The following is a 15,935-nucleotide window of genomic DNA, read 5'->3' on the forward strand; positions in this document are numbered from 1 at the left end:
GTAAATGCCCCCTATATAGAATTCATCATTTGAAACATCGGCATAATCATCGCTAAGTACATCAAAATGACTATAACCCCAAGACATGTAAATAAAATGGGTTGAATCACAAATAACATACGTTTAATTTTTTGTTCTACCTTTTCAATAATGAGCTCACTGTAATCACCAAGCTCATTTGCTAAATTACCGTTTGCTTGTCCATGCGTAATGATATAAGAAAGTTCTTTCTCGTAATAACCGCTTTTATCAATAATAGATTGTAACGGTTCTCCTGCAATTAATTGCCGCTCAATTCGGTCTGCTTCATACTGAAAGAACGGATGATACTTTTGCTTCATCATTATTGTTAATGCTTCGTGTACCGACAATCCACCGTGTAATAAACCACTTAATTGAGTGGAAAAATAATGCGAATGATTTAAAATAAGAAATGTTTTCATAAGGGGAATACGGATCATAATCTTTACCTTTTGAGTAGGCGGAAGTTTTCGGAAATAAAATATATATAAACTAAATCCCGTTATAACGATAAGAACAATCATATAAATGAAGTAGGGTAATAATTTAATTGCAACTAAAATTTGCTCCGTAAGTGGTGGTGCTGTAGAACGTAAAGAACTATACATCATTTCAAACTGAGGCAATAAAATGAGGTTAAAAACAGAAAGCATAATCATTAAAAAAAATGATAAAAACATAGGATATCGCATTACTTTCATCATATCTTTCCTATATTTATCTTTCTTGTAAAGAAGTACGCTCCCTTGTTGCAAAGCAAAAGAAATGTCACCATGTCGCTCTGCATAAAACAAATAACTTAACATCTCAGAGTGAAACATTAATTGGTGAAAAGAAGCGTGCAAACTTTGTCCATTTTTCAATCCCTCGATCATACGCTGTAACTGTAATTTCTTCCCTAATGGTAGTTGCAACTGCAAAAATTCTAACGCCTGCAAAAGTGAGTAACCTTTCTCTAATAAATCACTTAATCTTTTACATAATAATGCTTGATCACTTAAACTCCATTTTCTCTTAAACATATACATCTTCTTCTAAAAAGCCTAAAGCATACCCTTTTCGAACCGATGATTCCAACGTTTTATAGTGATACGTAACATGTTCTCCACTTGCTTCTTTAATCGCTTGTTTTAATTCATATCCATATAACAGTTCATAAATGCTTGCCTGTCTCACTTTCCTCATTGATTTACATAAAGTTGCACACTTCCCTCTGCAAAATGGACATTTTAATTCGACGAGCCGCTGAGCAGCTACTGCTAATAATGATTGTTCAATTTCTTGCCTTGTAATACCATAATCCATAAATCGTAGTATCGCTCCTTTCGCATCATTTGTATGCAAGGTTGTCATTACTAAATGTCCCGTCAAACTGGCCCTTACAGCTACTTTTGCTGTTTCTTCATCACGAATTTCGCCAACTAAAATAATATCTGGATCATGACGCAAAATAGCCTTTAATCCTGTTTTATATGTGATACCAGCTTTTTCATTTATTTGAATTTGTAATAAACCGTCTTTTCTTTGCTCAACTGGATCTTCTAGTGTAATGATGCGACGTGTTTGCCATTTTCTAGCTACTTCTAATAACGCATACATTGTTGTTGTTTTTCCAGAACCAGTTTGTTTAGTTTTTGGGGACAATTCTCTAAAGATAATATCCAAAGCCCTATTTCATGCCAAATATGCACTAACTTTTATTAAACTTGGCTATAGATTATAAAAAAACAGCCGTACAAGTACCCGGCTGTTAGAAATTTTAAAAATCAGTTTATATTTAAGCCCAAAGTGTTTTAGTAATAACGGCTTTACACACATAATTATTAAGAACTGCAAGTACTAGTAGAATAATATAGGGATTCCACACAGTGCTAACCTCTTGTGATAAAAGACTTAAACCTGATAGTAAAGTTGAACAATAAATAAGTATGTAATGAACAAAAGCAAGATGATTCTCAAATTTCTTTTTCTTATTATCTTCTTTTATACAGTAGTAAATTGCTAAAAATATTCCACTAAGAATCATATTCATACCAAGAATTGTTAACAATCCAAAGATTGATGTTTGCAAATTTTTATTAACAATCACTGTGAGAAATATACTCATACATATAGAGTATAAAAATGCTGTACCAAATAAAGAAAACAGATATATCATAGCTTTTCTCATTATTTTATCTACTCTCTTTGTAAATATATCAACCACAAATAAAACATTTAGAACTAAAAGTATAGCAAGTGGGTACTCATGAGGTATTTCTATAAATAAAAAACGAATCGGTCCCCTTTTTTCTTCTGTGAGGTAGTTTGCATAGGCAAGAGTCCCCAAAGAACAGCATAGTATAATTATAATCTTTTTAATAAAATTGAATACTTTCATTTTACCCTCCAATAACGTTATCAATGGTAATAGTTTACTAAAAATGCATTTTCTCCGCTACACTTTGGATAAAAAAAGGACTCTAAGCAGAGTTGCCTAAAGTCCTTAAAATTTTTGCTGTATTTACTATCGCTTCTTTAGATGGTTCGTTTAAAACCTGTACGATTATCTTAACTGGTTTCTTTTTCTTAACTGTCACTTTCTCCATTTTCATAAGTACCTCACTGAATTTGTCTTGTCAGTTAGGTACTTGCAAATACGGAATGAAATAGGACATTGATTTTAAAAATAAATTTTAAAAACTCACTTTAATCACCTGTTACACCCCGAAACAAATATCTAAAGAGTTAGGTATACCTCATTGGATGGTTATGGAATACTTTAAAGCGGAGGGACTAATTTAACTGTCTTTCCATTTTTCTTATTATTTATCTTCCTTCCCAGCGATTCCCTCAACGATCTCTTTTGCACTTCTTCTATTTTTGTATATTTCAATGATTTCACTTGCTTCTTTACGTACATCAGCAAAGCCTTGTTCGAATGTAGCTTGCAATCCCTTAAAACTACCTTCCAAACTATCCATTTTCCCCTCTAAGCTATCCATTTTACCGTCCAACCCATCTAACCTACCATCTAATTTATCTAACCTATTATCCATTGATACTACTTTCTCATATATCTGTTGAATCAATTTCTTCTCATTTTCTGTCACGGCAGCTAGACCCCCTAAAATGTTTCTGATTCCATTGCGAAAATTTATTTTTAGGAATCGGTCATTCAATTATAGCAAAAACCTTAACCACCCCCATTCCATATAACGCTGTACAAGGTAAGTAGTAAGGGGCTTTTCCCATGAAGGGAAAGTTATCGAGTCAGGATTGCGAATCTCGGTGACTTATTAGCCCCAAAAAACATTTCAAAATTTCAGCGTATATTTAGCGGAGACCAGACGCCCCCTATATACACCCCCTGCCCCCTATGGTGGGGGTATCTATATATAAAAATATAGTAGGCGTCGCCAATCCTCTACACGGTTCGTTCCTCCTATTTATCCCACTGATCTTACTGTTGTCATTCGTGTTTGTTTGTTCTTCATTCGTTTTTCGTTCTTTCCTTGCTGTTGTTCTCGCCTCATGGTGTGTGCCCTTCCCTCGTGCCTCACTGTTGTCCTCGCTATCCTGTCATTACCTTGCTGTATGCCACACCATGCACCTCAGCCCTACTGTATGTGGTAGCAGTATAGCCTTCCTATCGGCACAGCACCACCTAGTAGTGTCATTAGACCTCCCTATATAGCCATGTCCTAGTAGAGACGCCCTTTTGATAGAGATTTATGATGGAGGGCTATCCCTTGTCTTTGCGTTGCTGAGTAGTCCACTCCGAAAGTGTTGATTTTCGATTGAGGTAAATAATATGTACGATTAAAAATCCATTTTAGGATTTATATTTAACACACAGGTATATATCTTCTCACTGATTCCAAATAAAATATCCAACACCTTCAAATACAAGATGTTGGATATTTGTGTTAAATATTAAAGGAAATCGAACCCACCTTCAAAGACTCAAATACTTCGGCCTCTATGCGTGTAGTTTTCCTATTCGCAATTCATACGGCACTATGCCACCACAGGTGTCCTGTATTCTAACATGGAAAACGCTTACAGCGACTCATTATAGTTAAAGTGTATTACATTTAATACTGACATATAAATAGCAAGACATTTTTTTGACATCTACAATAAGTCCCTTGTCTAAAGTTAAGAGAAGTCTATATTAAGCTGGGCTAAAAGTTTTCCCATAATTGAATGGGTTTTGTCGCAATTTCTTTAGGTTCCCCCAGTCAAGTACTTCACTAGAAATCTTCTTTGATTCTTGTTTAACTTTTACCTTTTTTGTGTTTTTTCCGTAAACAGCATCTACTATAGCTGAGTGTATCATGAACTCTAAAAAGATCGCTATACCTGAAGACATTTTAAAAGTAGCTAAAGTAAGAAGTAATTTTGCTTCTTTTTTTTGTCCTTCTCTATAAAACTGATAGGCCATTTTCAAATGAATGACACTAACGCTAATGGGAATAATCAAAAAGAAAATTACATTACGAAAAGTAAATCTCACCTTTAGATTCTTCTCCCGAATTTCTCTATATGCCGAATATGATGTAGTAAGGTATGCTAATAACATTATAAATAGCAATAAACCTACATAATCCATCTTCATTCCTCCATTTGGGTTATTTCTTTGGCTTCTTCTTGCTTCTCTTTTCACTTTCTAATGCAAGCCTTTTGAGTCCTTCCTTCTTATTAGCTTCATTTCTCTTCATACGTGCTTCAGCGGATTCAGCCTTAGATTCTTCAATATATTCGCTAGTATGTTGTTTCATGCCCTGCGTAAATGGACTTCTTCGATTATAATTATTATAATCAATAAAAGCCAAAATTACTACTATTGCCCCTGCCCCCATACAAACAAACTTTAACCAAGTATCCGTGTTGCTAGCCCAATAACTTACTTCACCATTGACAATCCCAATTATTAGAACTCCTACGATTGCTATGCTTGGTATTAACATACCCAATTTACGTAAACGTATCTCCCATTTATCTTCATGTTGACGCGGATAATAATCCAAAATAAAAGGAGTAAATAACAATAATGTAGTAATAAAAAATTGAACATAATCTATATCTTTCTTTATAGCATAGTAATATCCAAATAATAGTAAAACAGTCACTCCTGCACGTATAAAAAAGTACATTGACATATCCCGTACTGTTCCAACCTTAACATCCACCACTGGTTCTGAAATTGTTGTCATCCTTCTAATCCACCCCAAAGCTTTATTCATCCTAAACATAAACCCACAATAAATAATAATAATAATAATAATAATAACACAAAAACAAGAAATAATTAACATTTTTAAACAAATCAAAACCAGGGGCATAACTTAATAGTATTGACACCGAAAATTCATTGCTGTATTATCAAGGTATCAAACAGTGTCATAACTTAGTGTCACAAACGAACCATAGAACGGGGAATAATACATAATGAAATACGGATACGCAAGAGTAAGTACGGTGTCACAAGAATTAGAGGTACAATTAACAGCATTAGAAAATGAGGGCTGTGACAAGATTTATTCTGAGAAGTTTACAGGAACTAAATCAGACAGACCCCAATTAAAAGAAGTTCTTTCAATCCTAAAAGAAGGTGATACATTAGTCGTCACTAAACTAGATAGACTAGCAAGAAACACTGTTGAGGGAATCGAGATCGTAAAAGGATTATTTTCTAAAGGTGTAAGAGTGCACGTTTTAAATGTGGGACTATTAGAAGATACGACAATGGGTAGATTCTTCTTAACTACATTACTAGCAGTGGCAGAAATGGAGAGAAACTTAATTGTAGAACGTACTCAGGAAGGCAAAGCCATTGCTAAACAGCGTGACGACTTTAGAGAAGGACGTCCAAATAAATACAGTAAAAAACAGATAGAACATGCTTTAAAACTATTAGAATCCGAGTCTTACAAAGAAGTAGAAAATAAGACGGGCATTAGTAAAAGTACCTTAATACGTGCAAAACGAAAGGCTAACAGCTAATGCTGGTGGTCTTCTTTTATTTTGGCTGTTCAATTGTGCAGGAAAAACATTTCTGAGTCGGCTGTATAAAGAGGGCATGGAAGCGGAAAAACGTGAGGAATTGCACAAAAATGAACAAGCTAAATATGTCATAAACGTTGCTATCATGCGGATTCCCAGCAAAGACTCGTTGTGCACGGTTCAAATAATGAACGTTAATACCTTCTTTACTTTACTTCATTTTTTAACAGTTTTCTTTTCTTCTTTTAATAGTATTCTTTTAGAGAGTATATTTAAGTTTGATTATATAAGTTTGTTTAAAGTAAGTATGTATAACGTTCATAATCCGAACTATCTCAAGTACAATTATTGAACTACTGAGGTTCATTATTTGAACTACTTAATCCCTATTCTTGTGACTTTGAGGTACTTAATTTGTACTACTTTCTTTTCAACAATTCTACTTTCCTAAGCATTTCAATTTCCTCAGGTGAAAAGTCATTATATTCAGTATCAGTAGATTCATTATTCACTCGTTGTTCCACAGTAGGGATAACTTGCCTTGCTTGAATTTGCTGTTCTTGTTGTTCTCTCATTTGCTTGCCTTGTAGGTGCTGTTGAAAACGTTCCTTATCATAATCTGATATTTTCACTAGCTTACTTTCAAACTCTTTAAATTGTTTAACCTTATCAGGAACACATTTATATAATTCTGCCTTGCTTAATGGCTTGTAGACCACGTAAGTATTATTTCCCCAGCTTGCCTTACCTTTCTGAATTAGCCCAACTTCCCCTAGCCTTTTAAGGCTGTTGTGAACAGTCGCTTTCCCTTTTATACGAGTTTCAATCATTAGCCGTTCAATAGTTGGGAAAGCATAACCATAGTCAGGATTATATAATTGAAGTAACTTCACATAAACGACTAGATCAGTATGAGTAATCAATCCTAACTGAATATAATCGAATAATTCCATTGGTACTTGTTCAAAGTTACCATTTAGATTTCCTTTACAAGTATTTTCCGTTCCTTTGATTGTTGTTACGCCGTTTGTCATTTTAAATCATTCCTTTTCTACAAGTTTCAGTGGTTCAATTTCTGAACCTTACAATTACCTACTTGCAAAATGAGAATGATTTAGGACATGGAAAAGTAAAAAAGAATAACCATTACTGATTATTCCTCGTTGTAAATTATAGTTAATGTTGGTGATTCTGCATCCTTCTTAAAAGACCATAATATCCCACTAATTAAGCCATGTAACAGACGGTTCACCTGTTCATCAGAGTACCCTTCACCGTCCAACAACTCCCACTTATCTACCAGCTTTTCAATTGACTTTATCTGTTCCTGCAAAGTTTCTATCTTAGCAGATTTATCTTCTCTTTCTAATGCCGTCATTTGTTCTTCAATCAATTTGATTTCTTCTTGCCTTTTAGCTTTTCTTTCCCTGTAAGTAATAATATCTATCTCATCTTCTTCAAACAGGATATTGATTTTATTTAAAGCCCTCGTGGACTTATTCAATTGACTTAATAGCTTCTCTTTTCTATATTGAGTATCGTCCTCATGTTTATCTTCTTCAAGTATTTCTAGTGCTTTTAGAATATTTTCTTTATATCCTAATACTTCTCCTTTAATCATGGCTAATACAGGATTATAATAGAAGCTTCTGTTACCGCACTTACAATGTTTAATATAAATCTTATTAAGACGTTTATGATTATTACATCCTTGTATTTTCCCGCAGTTCGCACAGTATATAAGATTACTTGTAGGATATATTCTGTTTTTACTTCTCGGTGCTTTAAATGAATACTCATTAACGATTTTATTGGCTGAACCCCATGTAGCTTCGTCAACTATGGCTGGATGTACATTATGAACCATTACCCATTCTTCCTTAGGTCTAAGCTTATACTGACCAATAGTTTTGTTACTTGCTATGGTTCCTTTATAAGCTTCATTATTTACTATCCGTACAATGCTATTGTATTTAAAATCGTAACCCTGTCTTGTTTTTATTCCCATCTTATTTAATTGTCTAATAAGTGAGGGTATGGTTGTACCTTTAATAATTTCAGAAAAGATAAACTGAATATCATTAGCACGTTCATTAGGAACAAGCTTTTTAGTTTTTGTATCTTTAGTATAACCTAACGGTGCTATCCCATTAGTCCAATGTCCTTGTTTTTGGGCGTATTCTTTCCCTCTTCTCATACGTTTTAATATTTGCTTATATTCTCCACTAGCAATAAGGTTAGTTATCCCTAATAATAAACTGTCATCATCTCTAGTAAGATCATACATCCGATACGGTGTGACTATATAAGTTTCTGTTTCCAAAAGTATTCTCTTTATTAGACTAGCGTCAAACTCGTTTCTCGAGAGTCTATCAACGTCCATTATAACTACAGCATCATAATAATTCTGTTCCACTCGGTCTAAAAGTTTAACCATTTGTTCTCGATTTATAATAGTGCTACTTGAAGCCACTTCTTCAAATAACTCATATGACCATTTATTTTTATTACATAAGCTAATCAATGTTTGACGGTGGTTAGCTAGTACTTGTTCAATTCCTTGATTTTCTTCATCACGACTTAATCGCAAATATACTGCGACATGTTTTATATTCTCGTTGCTATATAGCATATAATCACCTTCCTAAAGGCAATTATATAATGTTGTCCCTAAGCACTCAACCAGTCGGCCCAGTAAATAAGAGTAACCCATGCGAATGCTTTAAAAAAGAGAGTAATTTTTCCGCTGAACTTGGAAATAACGAAAGGTGAGACAACGGCTGTACAGATGCTTGTAAATGGAGGCGAATAACGAGACTTTCTTGATATACTGTTGGAAGTGTTGAAAGGCGTAAATACACTTCTTGTCCATCAATTTGTAAGTACAACGAACCATTTTGAGGTTTTCTCCTCTCTCCTATATCCATTGATGCTAAAAATTTAAAGTGCGAAACAAGCTTTTCTCCAAACCCCTTTTCAATACACCGTTTCGTAATTAAATCTTTTCCAATACGTAATTGAATCGCCACATCCTTCTGCCTGGGCACAATATGTAAGTCCGATGCTTGCACCCCACAAGCTTCTTTCATAATCATATTTGCAAAAAGCTCGACACTATTCATCAAGTTTCCCTCCTCACTATGTATATATCATGAAAAAATGCACAAGAAAAATTAGAGATTTTGTATTTTCACTAGGAGAAAAAGGGAAAATATGTTTGTGAAAATATGAACAATTTCTGAACTATTGTCTGAAATTACCTATATGGAAGTTTATCTGTATTATAATGTTAATATCTTGGATAAAGTGATAAAGGTGGAGATCCTAATGGAACAAGCTTTAAAAATTACAGGTGTGTTATCTGACCCTACTCGTTATTACATTTATAAATATATTTCGCAAAAGCATAATTACGTAACTGTACAAGAAATTGCAGATGAGTTTAATATTCATCCAAACGTAGCGCGTTTACATTTATCTAAATTAGAAGATGTTAATATGCTCAAATCAGAAACAAAAAAAACTGGGAAAGGCGGAAGACCAAGCAGACTATACGTCTTGTCTCAAGATGTCATCCAGTTACAATTCCCATTTCGCGATTATCAATTATTAGCGCAGATAGCATTTAATTCACTGCTAAGCTTAGGTAGTGCTGGTGAAAAAGCGCTATATGAAACAGGGAAACAATTCGGCAAAGAATTAATGCAACAACATATGCATCGCTTAAATGTAAGTGCAGAAGCATTGACGATAGAACAAAAAATGCTAATCGCAAAAGAAGCATTCTCAACAGCTGGCTTATCTCCTGCTTTTGAATTAAGTACAGATGGCACAAAAATTTTCTATGATGTACACAATTGTCCATTTAAAGAAGTTGCTGCGCATCATCCGACTGAAATTTGTAATATGCACGGAGATATGATGAAGGGGATTTTTGAAATCCTATTCCCGAACGTGGAATTAACACGAAACGATAGTCTACTAGATGGATGCAAATCTTGTAACTATAAAGTGAAACTTTAATCAGTGGGGGGTGTTCTTCCCCCACTGATTATTAGCTTTCACCAATCGGGCTTTTACGGGCAGTTATCTCCCACCTAACTTCTTTGCTCAAGCCGAATTTTGAGGTGGGAGTTTTACTGCCCGTTAATGCGGGATAAAGTTCAAATTTAGTTTTTCAACTAAGAAGAAGTCAATATTATAATTGGCTTCTTTTTTATATGAATGAATATTTACAATAGTTAGAAAAATAAACTATAATGAAAAGAGGTTTTACTTTTTTTAGAAAAGGAGGGAGATGGCATGGAGCGCATGTTTCGCGTTCTCGGCTTTTGGACTGGAATTTTCTCGGTTATGTTTTACGTAGGGGATATGCATTCGACCGCACTACTATTTTTAGGACAAACAGGATTCTTCGTACTTTTAAGTTATTTAAAATTAACAGAGCGTATGTATATATACGTATTCGGGGCATATTTAACCGTTTTCTTCATCGGATTTACATGGTACACAACATTTTTACTTGTCCCTGGAGCTGGGCATTAAGAGATGGCAAATTGCCATCTTTTTTTTAATCCCGCAATTCCCTAGTTGACTTATAGGTTTTATTACCTTATATTCTATATAACACATTGGAATTAGGGGGAATTAATATGAATACACTGCTTGTCGGAATTAACATCACAGTCATGCTCATTTTAGTTGGCGTATTGTATTATATGCAACGTAAGCATGTATCTTTTAATAAACGTGTATTTACTGCTTTAGGAGTCGGAATTATCTTTGGTCTTATATTACAATTTATTTATGAACCTACTTCTAAAGTAATTATCGAATCAAATACCTGGTTTAGTTTAATTGGTAACGGTTATGTGAAATTACTTCAAATGATCGTTATGCCACTTATTTTAGTATCTATTATTTCAGCATTTACAAAATTACAATTAACGAAAAACCTTGGTAAAATCAGTGGTCTTATTATCGGAATTTTAATTCTTACTACAGGAATTGCCGCAGCTGTCGGTATAGCTGCAAGCGCAGGATTTGATGTATCAGCAACAGGATTACAACAAGGTGATGCAGAATCTGCTCGTCTGAAATTAGTAGAAGAAAGATTTACTTCTATTGAAAAGACAACAATTCCAGACAAATTGTTAGAACTGTTGCCTACGAATCCTTTTCTTGATTTAACAGGTGCTCGTCCAACATCAACAATTTCTGTTGTAATATTCGCAGCCTTTATCGGGATTGCCTTTATAGGTGTAAAACGAAAATATCCAGAACAAGCAGAGCTATTTAAGAAAATGCTTGATGCTGTATATGCAATCGTAATGCGTATGGTAACATTAATTTTACGTCTTACTCCATACGGCGTATTAGCTCTTATGGCAAAGACAGTTGCTGGTAGCGATATTAACGCTATTTTAAAACTTGGTAACTTCGTGTTAGCATCTTACGTAGCTCTTATCGTAATGTTTATCATTCACTTATTATTAATCGCATTATCTGGTTTAAATCCAATTCAATATTTGAAAAAAGTGTTCCCTGTATTAACATTTGCATTCACATCTCGCTCTAGTGCTGGTGCAATGCCATTAAATATTGAAGCTCAAAAAGAAAAGCTTGGTATTTCTGAAGGAATCGCTAACTTCGCTGCATCCTTTGGAGTATCTATCGGTCAAAACGGTTGCGCAGGTATTTATCCAGCAATGCTTGCTATGATGGTCGCTCCAACTGTAGGAATTGATCCATTACAACCACAATTCATTTTAACTTTAATCGCTGTCGTTGCTATTAGCTCATTCGGTGTTGCCGGTGTTGGTGGCGGTGCAACATTCGCAGCGTTAATCGTACTATCTACAATGAACTTACCAATCGGTATTGTCGCTCTTGTTATCTCAGTTGAACCATTAATCGATATGGGTCGTACAGCTCTTAACGTAAGTGGTTCTATGACAGCTGGTCTTATTTCTAGTAAATGGCTTGGTGAATTAGATCAGGATACGTACAATCAAGATGATGTAAAAACTGGTGAGATTGCTTCATAATAAAAAAGGACGCTAACAATTTATACTGTTAGCGTCTTTTTTATTATGTTCCATCTCTATACATCTTCTCTTGAAAGTTATCACTCCAAGTATTCTTCTAGTTGCTCTTTTAACTCTTCCTCAATCTCATAACAAGATTCATCAACAAGTTCCCCTACTTTCTTACTCCCCCAAACTCTCGACTGAGTTGGCATCCCTAAAAAAGTATTTTCGCATCTCCAAATTGGAATAACGTAAAATTCAATCATCTCTCCTTCTTCATCTAATATCGCTATAGAAACTGATGAATAATATCCTATTTCAAAGGGATTTTCTTTTTCTCTTTCAACTCCAATGTAAACTCTTGTTCTTTATACTTCATTTCCGTATCCCCACACATAGAAAAAGAGAATATAATAACATATTCTCTTTTCTCAAATATATTTCATTATCTCACAGCCCGTCCCTTTCACAAATAACCATTTTGCTCGCACCATGTATGAAATTGTCCTACATCTACTCCAACTAACACGATATCCTTTAGCTCTACAGCAATACTTTGTTCCCCAATTACAATAGCAAAATGGGATTCTAATTGTTTTTCATTTTTCTTTACAGTTCCAATTCGGTTCCGATGCGGCCCATCTTTTATATATGCTTTTTGTCCTACAATATCAAAGTTCAAGATTCTCACCTCTTTTACTGCGCTCAAATTGGAAATACAATCTCCACCTCGGAAAATTTCCTTTCATTGCACTATTTCTCTATATATATGACGAAACAATAAAAGAGTCCTTCCTTCTTTACAATTATTTTTTCTTTGTTTCATTTTTATGATTGAAACGTAAAGTTTATAATAAAATACACTTGGAAGCGCTTTCTACGTAATTTTTTATGTTATAATATAAAAGTAGAACTTCGTAAAGAGGGTTAAAAAATGAATACAAACATGATTAACAAAGTAATTGAAGCATTAAAAGTATATGGCTTTCAGGATGTATCATTCTGTGAAGAAACGAAGCAATTTTTATTTCATAACGAAACCGATATTATGAGCGGCTATGCAGAAATAACATATAGTAGTCAATTCGAAAAATTTAACGTACAAATTCATCCAATTGAAACGCATCACCAAGCAGAGTTACAAGAGGTTGAAAGACATATACAAGCTTGCATACGAAAAGTAGAGTATTTAAATGCACTTCTTACTGGACAAACAAAGCTAGATGATAAAATTATTATTATGTAAAAAAAAAGAACGTGAAGCTATCACGTTCTTTTTCATTATACGTTCATTTTCCCCTTCAGCTGTAATCCTGTAACAGATTCTAATACATCCATCGCTTCTTCAAACGTCATATCAAAAATTGTCTTCTCTTCTATATAGGGAAACTGTCTAAAGCGCTTTTCTAACATTTTCACTGCATCCGATGTGAAGTTTGCGCTATCAATGCCAAATTCTGTTTCAAGAAGCACAATCCAATCTAACACATGAAAACCTAATCCATCTACGAATGAAATAAGTTTTTCTTCTGGCTGTGGAGATAAGAATACATTTCGCTCCAGCTCACTGAAAAGTTCTTCTCCTAAAATTCCTGCTAACTCATCATCATGTTCGCGTTCAATAATCTCTTCATAACCGTAATCATCAACAAGCTCTTCTACTTCTTCACTATCCGCAAAAAGCAATTGACTAAGAATTGCATCTTTCTTAAATTCACTGTTTTGTACAACCTCTAAAATACTTGTTTCCCATCCATTTTCTAATTTCATATTTATAACTCCTTTATATGCTTTACTTATAATAACTGTGCCCAAAATAGCCTAATGGTAACCTTCACTCTTTTTTTGCAAAAAATATTTCTCGCTGCATTCCCACGTCTAACATTCCACCTTATTCAATATATATGAGACAAGTCCCTCAATTTCTCCTTTGAAAATATCAACTTCTCGTAAATGGTAGAATGTAGTTTGCAACTCATTGCCCCTGTGATATATATAAATTTTCTTTTCTAAAGCAATTGCCATCCCTAATTCTGTATGACTTCCATTCCCACCCTCTAGTATGAGTAAGAAAACATCAGCTTCTCGTATCGCTTCTTGTTCTTCTTCACCAATCTTTTGCAATTGTTCTCTATTGGTTGCTCTTTCATTTTTCGTCCAATCATATGTATGCTGCCATCCCACTTCTTTCAACTGGCTTGATACGAAACGAACAAGATGTTTATTTTGAAATCCTGAAGCAATATAAAATTTCATTTATATTCACTCCTTAAATATGTATGGGGAAACTCCTTTTTTAGCGTTAATGGGATTTTTTCAAAAAAATCCCCATCCTTAGAACTTATTTGCGTTTCAATGATGGGGTGCCTCATGATCTTCTTTTATTTTTTGTTTTTTATAACTTTCATCAGCTAACATTTCTAGTTCAGCTGTTATTTCTGATTTTTCAAGCTCTCGTTCTTGTGAAAATTTCCGTGAAATATAAACAATAACACTACCAACGTACAACACAAAGCATATAATAAGTGCAGTATTTTCATAGAGACTTAGCTCCAACACAGTCACTCCTAATCCATTCGTATTTTCACGCTTAATCAATTGGAATTTCCCTATTAACCATTTGTTACCCCGCATTAACGGGCAGTAAGACCCCCACCTCAAAATTCAGCGAAAACAAAGAAGTTAGGTATGGGATTAACTGCCCGTAAAAGCCCGATTGGTGAGGGCTAATAATCAGTGGGGATGACCCCCCCACTGATTAAAGTTTCACTTTATTGTAACATAAAAATATCAATTCTTGGAATCTTTCATCCTACTAAAAAAGACATGATTGTTTAATCATGCCTCTGAAATATGTTGAATGATAGTTTTAATCGCTTCTTTCCCATTATATTTTTTTAATGCTGTTTTATACGTCTCATTATTATGAGATAGCTCTTCTATATGCTTTATAAGTGAGTTCACCGTTACATCCTCTTCATATAATACCGATGCATACCCTTGTCTTTTAAAGGATTCAGCATTTAAAATTTGATCTCCACGGCTTGCAAATTTCGATAACGGAATTAACACCATCGGCTTTTGCATTGTTAAAAATTCAAAAATCGCGTTGGATCCCGCACGTGAAATAACAAAATCTGTTGCTGCTAATATATCCGGCAACTCTTCATGTACATATTCAAATTGTCTATATCCTTCTTTATTTTGTAAGGATTCATCAAGATTTCCTTTTCCGCAAAGATGCACAATTTGATAATTTTTCAGAAGATCTGGAAGTGCCGATCGAACCGTTTCATTAATTTTCTTTGCGCCTAAACTTCCTCCCATAACAGTAATAACTGATTTCTTCCGGGAAAACCCTAGAAACTTTAAACCTTTTTCAAGATTCCCTCTTAGTACGTCTTCACGTACAGGCGATCCTGTATATATTACTTTTTCTTTCGGTAAATGTTTCGCTGCTTCTTCAAATGTAACAAATATTTTCGAGGCAAAACGGAGCGCAATTTTATTTGCTAGTCCAGGTGTCATATCAGATTCATGTAATAAAACTGGCACCCTATTTAGCCACCCTCCTATTACGACTGGTACGGATACGAAACCACCTTTTGAAAAAATAACATCCGGTTTTAGTTTACGAATTGTTACGTACGCATCCATAACACCCTTCATCACGAGAAAAGGATCTTTTATATTTTTCAAATCAAAATAACGACGTAGCTTCCCGCTTGCAATACTATGGTATGGGATTCCTTCTTTTTCTATAATCGTTTTCTCAATACCTTGATAAGAACCAATATAAGAGATATCCCAGTTCTGCTTTTGTAAATGTGGAATAATTGCTAAATTAGGTGTTACATGCCCGGCCGAACCGCCACCTGTAAAGACTATTTTTTTCAT

General features: G+C 34.3%; 18 protein-coding genes and 3 pseudogenes. 5 read left to right on the forward strand and 16 right to left on the reverse strand.

The window, feature by feature from the left end:
* Window positions 1–11: 11 nt before the first annotated feature.
* The 7 genes and pseudogenes from comGB to ABH960_RS12225 form a co-directional block, all read right to left on the reverse strand.
* Window positions 12–1,049 (reverse strand): competence type IV pilus assembly protein ComGB, encoded by a 1,038-nt coding sequence (gene comGB / locus ABH960_RS12195; protein ID WP_016096112.1) that lies wholly within the window; start codon window positions 1,047–1,049, stop codon window positions 12–14.
* Window positions 1,036–1,653, reverse strand: a pseudogene (locus ABH960_RS12200) (ATPase, T2SS/T4P/T4SS family); the annotation flags it as partial. The gene comGB and the pseudogene ABH960_RS12200, both read right to left, overlap by 14 nt.
* 145 nt (window positions 1,654–1,798) lie before the next feature.
* The gene (locus ABH960_RS12205) at window positions 1,799–2,401 is read right to left on the reverse strand and encodes a hypothetical protein (RefSeq protein ID WP_404445391.1); all 603 of its coding nucleotides are present in this window, start codon (window positions 2,399–2,401) and stop codon (window positions 1,799–1,801) included.
* Window positions 2,402–2,483: 82 nt separating this feature from the next.
* Entirely contained in the window at window positions 2,484–2,609 is a 126-nt protein-coding gene (locus tag ABH960_RS12210) for a hypothetical protein (protein ID WP_404445393.1), read from the reverse strand.
* Window positions 2,610–2,825: 216 nt separating this feature from the next.
* The gene (locus ABH960_RS12215) at window positions 2,826–3,113 is read right to left on the reverse strand and encodes a chromosome segregation protein SMC (RefSeq protein ID WP_404445396.1); all 288 of its coding nucleotides are present in this window, start codon (window positions 3,111–3,113) and stop codon (window positions 2,826–2,828) included.
* Between the two features lie 1,064 nt (window positions 3,114–4,177).
* Entirely contained in the window at window positions 4,178–4,669 is a 492-nt protein-coding gene (locus tag ABH960_RS12220; protein WP_404445399.1) for a hypothetical protein, read from the reverse strand.
* Window positions 4,635–5,219, reverse strand: a complete 585-nt coding sequence (locus ABH960_RS12225) for a hypothetical protein (protein WP_404445402.1) — start codon at window positions 5,217–5,219, stop codon at window positions 4,635–4,637. Before ABH960_RS12225 ends, ABH960_RS12220 begins: the two co-directional genes overlap by 35 nt.
* Window positions 5,220–5,454: 235 nt before the next feature.
* Here ABH960_RS12225 and ABH960_RS12230 point away from each other — a divergent pair, with 235 nt between their 5' ends.
* Window positions 5,455–6,009, forward strand: a complete 555-nt coding sequence (locus ABH960_RS12230; RefSeq protein ID WP_404445405.1) for a recombinase family protein — start codon at window positions 5,455–5,457, stop codon at window positions 6,007–6,009.
* A 419-nt stretch (window positions 6,010–6,428) separates the two neighbouring features.
* Here the strand turns inward: ABH960_RS12230 and ABH960_RS12235 are convergent, their stop codons facing one another.
* The 3 genes and pseudogenes from ABH960_RS12235 to ABH960_RS12245 all read right to left on the reverse strand — a co-directional run.
* Window positions 6,429–7,043: a helix-turn-helix domain-containing protein gene (locus ABH960_RS12235; RefSeq protein ID WP_404445408.1), complete on the reverse strand. Its 615-nt coding sequence runs from the start codon at window positions 7,041–7,043 to the stop codon at window positions 6,429–6,431.
* Window positions 7,044–7,162: 119 nt separating this feature from the next.
* A complete protein-coding gene (locus tag ABH960_RS12240; protein ID WP_404445410.1) occupies window positions 7,163–8,641 on the reverse strand; it encodes a recombinase family protein in 1,479 nt (492 codons plus the stop codon).
* Window positions 8,642–8,690: 49 nt separating this feature from the next.
* A pseudogene (locus ABH960_RS12245) lies at window positions 8,691–9,131 on the reverse strand (ATPase, T2SS/T4P/T4SS family); the annotation flags it as partial.
* A 205-nt stretch (window positions 9,132–9,336) separates the two neighbouring features.
* Between ABH960_RS12245 and ABH960_RS12250 the strand changes: the two are divergent.
* From ABH960_RS12250 to ABH960_RS12260, 3 genes are all read left to right on the forward strand, one after another.
* Entirely contained in the window at window positions 9,337–10,032 is a 696-nt protein-coding gene (locus ABH960_RS12250; protein WP_002014995.1) for a helix-turn-helix transcriptional regulator, read from the forward strand.
* A 279-nt stretch (window positions 10,033–10,311) separates the two neighbouring features.
* Complete coding sequence (locus ABH960_RS12255; protein ID WP_002015110.1) at window positions 10,312–10,554, forward strand: DUF2626 domain-containing protein; 243 nt, start codon at window positions 10,312–10,314, stop codon at window positions 10,552–10,554.
* 107 nt (window positions 10,555–10,661) lie between these two features.
* Window positions 10,662–12,056 (forward strand): L-cystine transporter, encoded by a 1,395-nt coding sequence (locus ABH960_RS12260; RefSeq protein WP_002138338.1) that lies wholly within the window; start codon window positions 10,662–10,664, stop codon window positions 12,054–12,056.
* 80 nt (window positions 12,057–12,136) lie between these two features.
* Here the strand turns inward: ABH960_RS12260 and ABH960_RS12265 are convergent.
* Together ABH960_RS12265 and ABH960_RS12270 are read right to left on the reverse strand one after the other, a co-directional pair.
* A pseudogene (locus tag ABH960_RS12265) lies at window positions 12,137–12,391 on the reverse strand (hypothetical protein); the annotation flags it as partial.
* A 113-nt stretch (window positions 12,392–12,504) separates the two neighbouring features.
* Window positions 12,505–12,720, reverse strand: coding sequence for a DUF3912 family protein (locus ABH960_RS12270; protein ID WP_219303540.1), 216 nt, complete (start codon window positions 12,718–12,720; stop codon window positions 12,505–12,507).
* 252 nt (window positions 12,721–12,972) lie between these two features.
* Between ABH960_RS12270 and ABH960_RS12275 the strand changes: the two genes are divergently transcribed.
* On the forward strand, window positions 12,973–13,284 hold the full coding sequence (locus ABH960_RS12275; RefSeq protein WP_002129099.1) for a hypothetical protein: 312 nt from the start codon (window positions 12,973–12,975) through the stop codon (window positions 13,282–13,284).
* Window positions 13,285–13,319: 35 nt separating this feature from the next.
* Here the strand turns inward: ABH960_RS12275 and ABH960_RS12280 are convergent, their stop codons facing one another.
* The 4 genes from ABH960_RS12280 to ABH960_RS12295 all read right to left on the reverse strand — a co-directional run bounded on the left by ABH960_RS12280 (window position 13,320) and on the right by ABH960_RS12295 (window position 15,935).
* The gene (locus tag ABH960_RS12280; protein WP_404445416.1) at window positions 13,320–13,808 is read right to left on the reverse strand and encodes a hypothetical protein; all 489 of its coding nucleotides are present in this window, start codon (window positions 13,806–13,808) and stop codon (window positions 13,320–13,322) included.
* A gap of 108 nt (window positions 13,809–13,916) precedes the next feature.
* Complete coding sequence (locus ABH960_RS12285) at window positions 13,917–14,294, reverse strand: nucleoside 2-deoxyribosyltransferase (RefSeq protein ID WP_404445419.1); 378 nt, start codon at window positions 14,292–14,294, stop codon at window positions 13,917–13,919.
* 96 nt (window positions 14,295–14,390) lie between these two features.
* A complete protein-coding gene (locus tag ABH960_RS12290) occupies window positions 14,391–14,633 on the reverse strand; it encodes a DUF3966 domain-containing protein (RefSeq protein ID WP_085960924.1) in 243 nt (80 codons plus the stop codon).
* Window positions 14,634–14,876: 243 nt separating this feature from the next.
* Window positions 14,877–15,935 (reverse strand): undecaprenyldiphospho-muramoylpentapeptide beta-N-acetylglucosaminyltransferase, encoded by a 1,059-nt coding sequence (locus tag ABH960_RS12295; RefSeq protein WP_404445422.1) that lies wholly within the window; start codon window positions 15,933–15,935, stop codon window positions 14,877–14,879.

Source organism: Bacillus sp. RC252, from assembly GCF_044909215.1.
Lineage (GTDB): Bacteria > Bacillota > Bacilli > Bacillales > Bacillaceae_G > Bacillus_A > Bacillus_A mycoides.

Bases quoted from the DNA above. Each gene is read 5' to 3' on its own strand.
- comGB (WP_016096112.1), bottom strand. From the start codon at position 1,049: ATGTATATGTTTAAGAGAAAATGGAGTTTAAGTGATCAAGCATTATTA.
- ABH960_RS12205 (WP_404445391.1), bottom strand. From the start codon at position 2,401: ATGAAAGTATTCAATTTTATTAAAAAGATTATAATTATACTATGCTGT.
- ABH960_RS12210 (WP_404445393.1), bottom strand. From the start codon at position 2,609: ATGGAGAAAGTGACAGTTAAGAAAAAGAAACCAGTTAAGATAATCGTA.
- ABH960_RS12225 (WP_404445402.1), bottom strand. From the start codon at position 5,219: ATGACAACAATTTCAGAACCAGTGGTGGATGTTAAGGTTGGAACAGTA.
- ABH960_RS12230 (WP_404445405.1), top strand. From the start codon at position 5,455: ATGAAATACGGATACGCAAGAGTAAGTACGGTGTCACAAGAATTAGAG.
- ABH960_RS12235 (WP_404445408.1), bottom strand. From the start codon at position 7,043: ATGACAAACGGCGTAACAACAATCAAAGGAACGGAAAATACTTGTAAA.
- ABH960_RS12240 (WP_404445410.1), bottom strand. From the start codon at position 8,641: ATGCTATATAGCAACGAGAATATAAAACATGTCGCAGTATATTTGCGA.
- ABH960_RS12250 (WP_002014995.1), top strand. From the start codon at position 9,337: ATGGAACAAGCTTTAAAAATTACAGGTGTGTTATCTGACCCTACTCGT.
- ABH960_RS12255 (WP_002015110.1), top strand. From the start codon at position 10,312: ATGGAGCGCATGTTTCGCGTTCTCGGCTTTTGGACTGGAATTTTCTCG.
- ABH960_RS12260 (WP_002138338.1), top strand. From the start codon at position 10,662: ATGAATACACTGCTTGTCGGAATTAACATCACAGTCATGCTCATTTTA.
- ABH960_RS12275 (WP_002129099.1), top strand. From the start codon at position 12,973: ATGAATACAAACATGATTAACAAAGTAATTGAAGCATTAAAAGTATAT.
- ABH960_RS12280 (WP_404445416.1), bottom strand. From the start codon at position 13,808: ATGAAATTAGAAAATGGATGGGAAACAAGTATTTTAGAGGTTGTACAA.
- ABH960_RS12285 (WP_404445419.1), bottom strand. From the start codon at position 14,294: ATGAAATTTTATATTGCTTCAGGATTTCAAAATAAACATCTTGTTCGT.
- ABH960_RS12295 (WP_404445422.1), bottom strand. From the start codon at position 15,935: ATGAAAAAAATAGTCTTTACAGGTGGCGGTTCGGCCGGGCATGTAACA.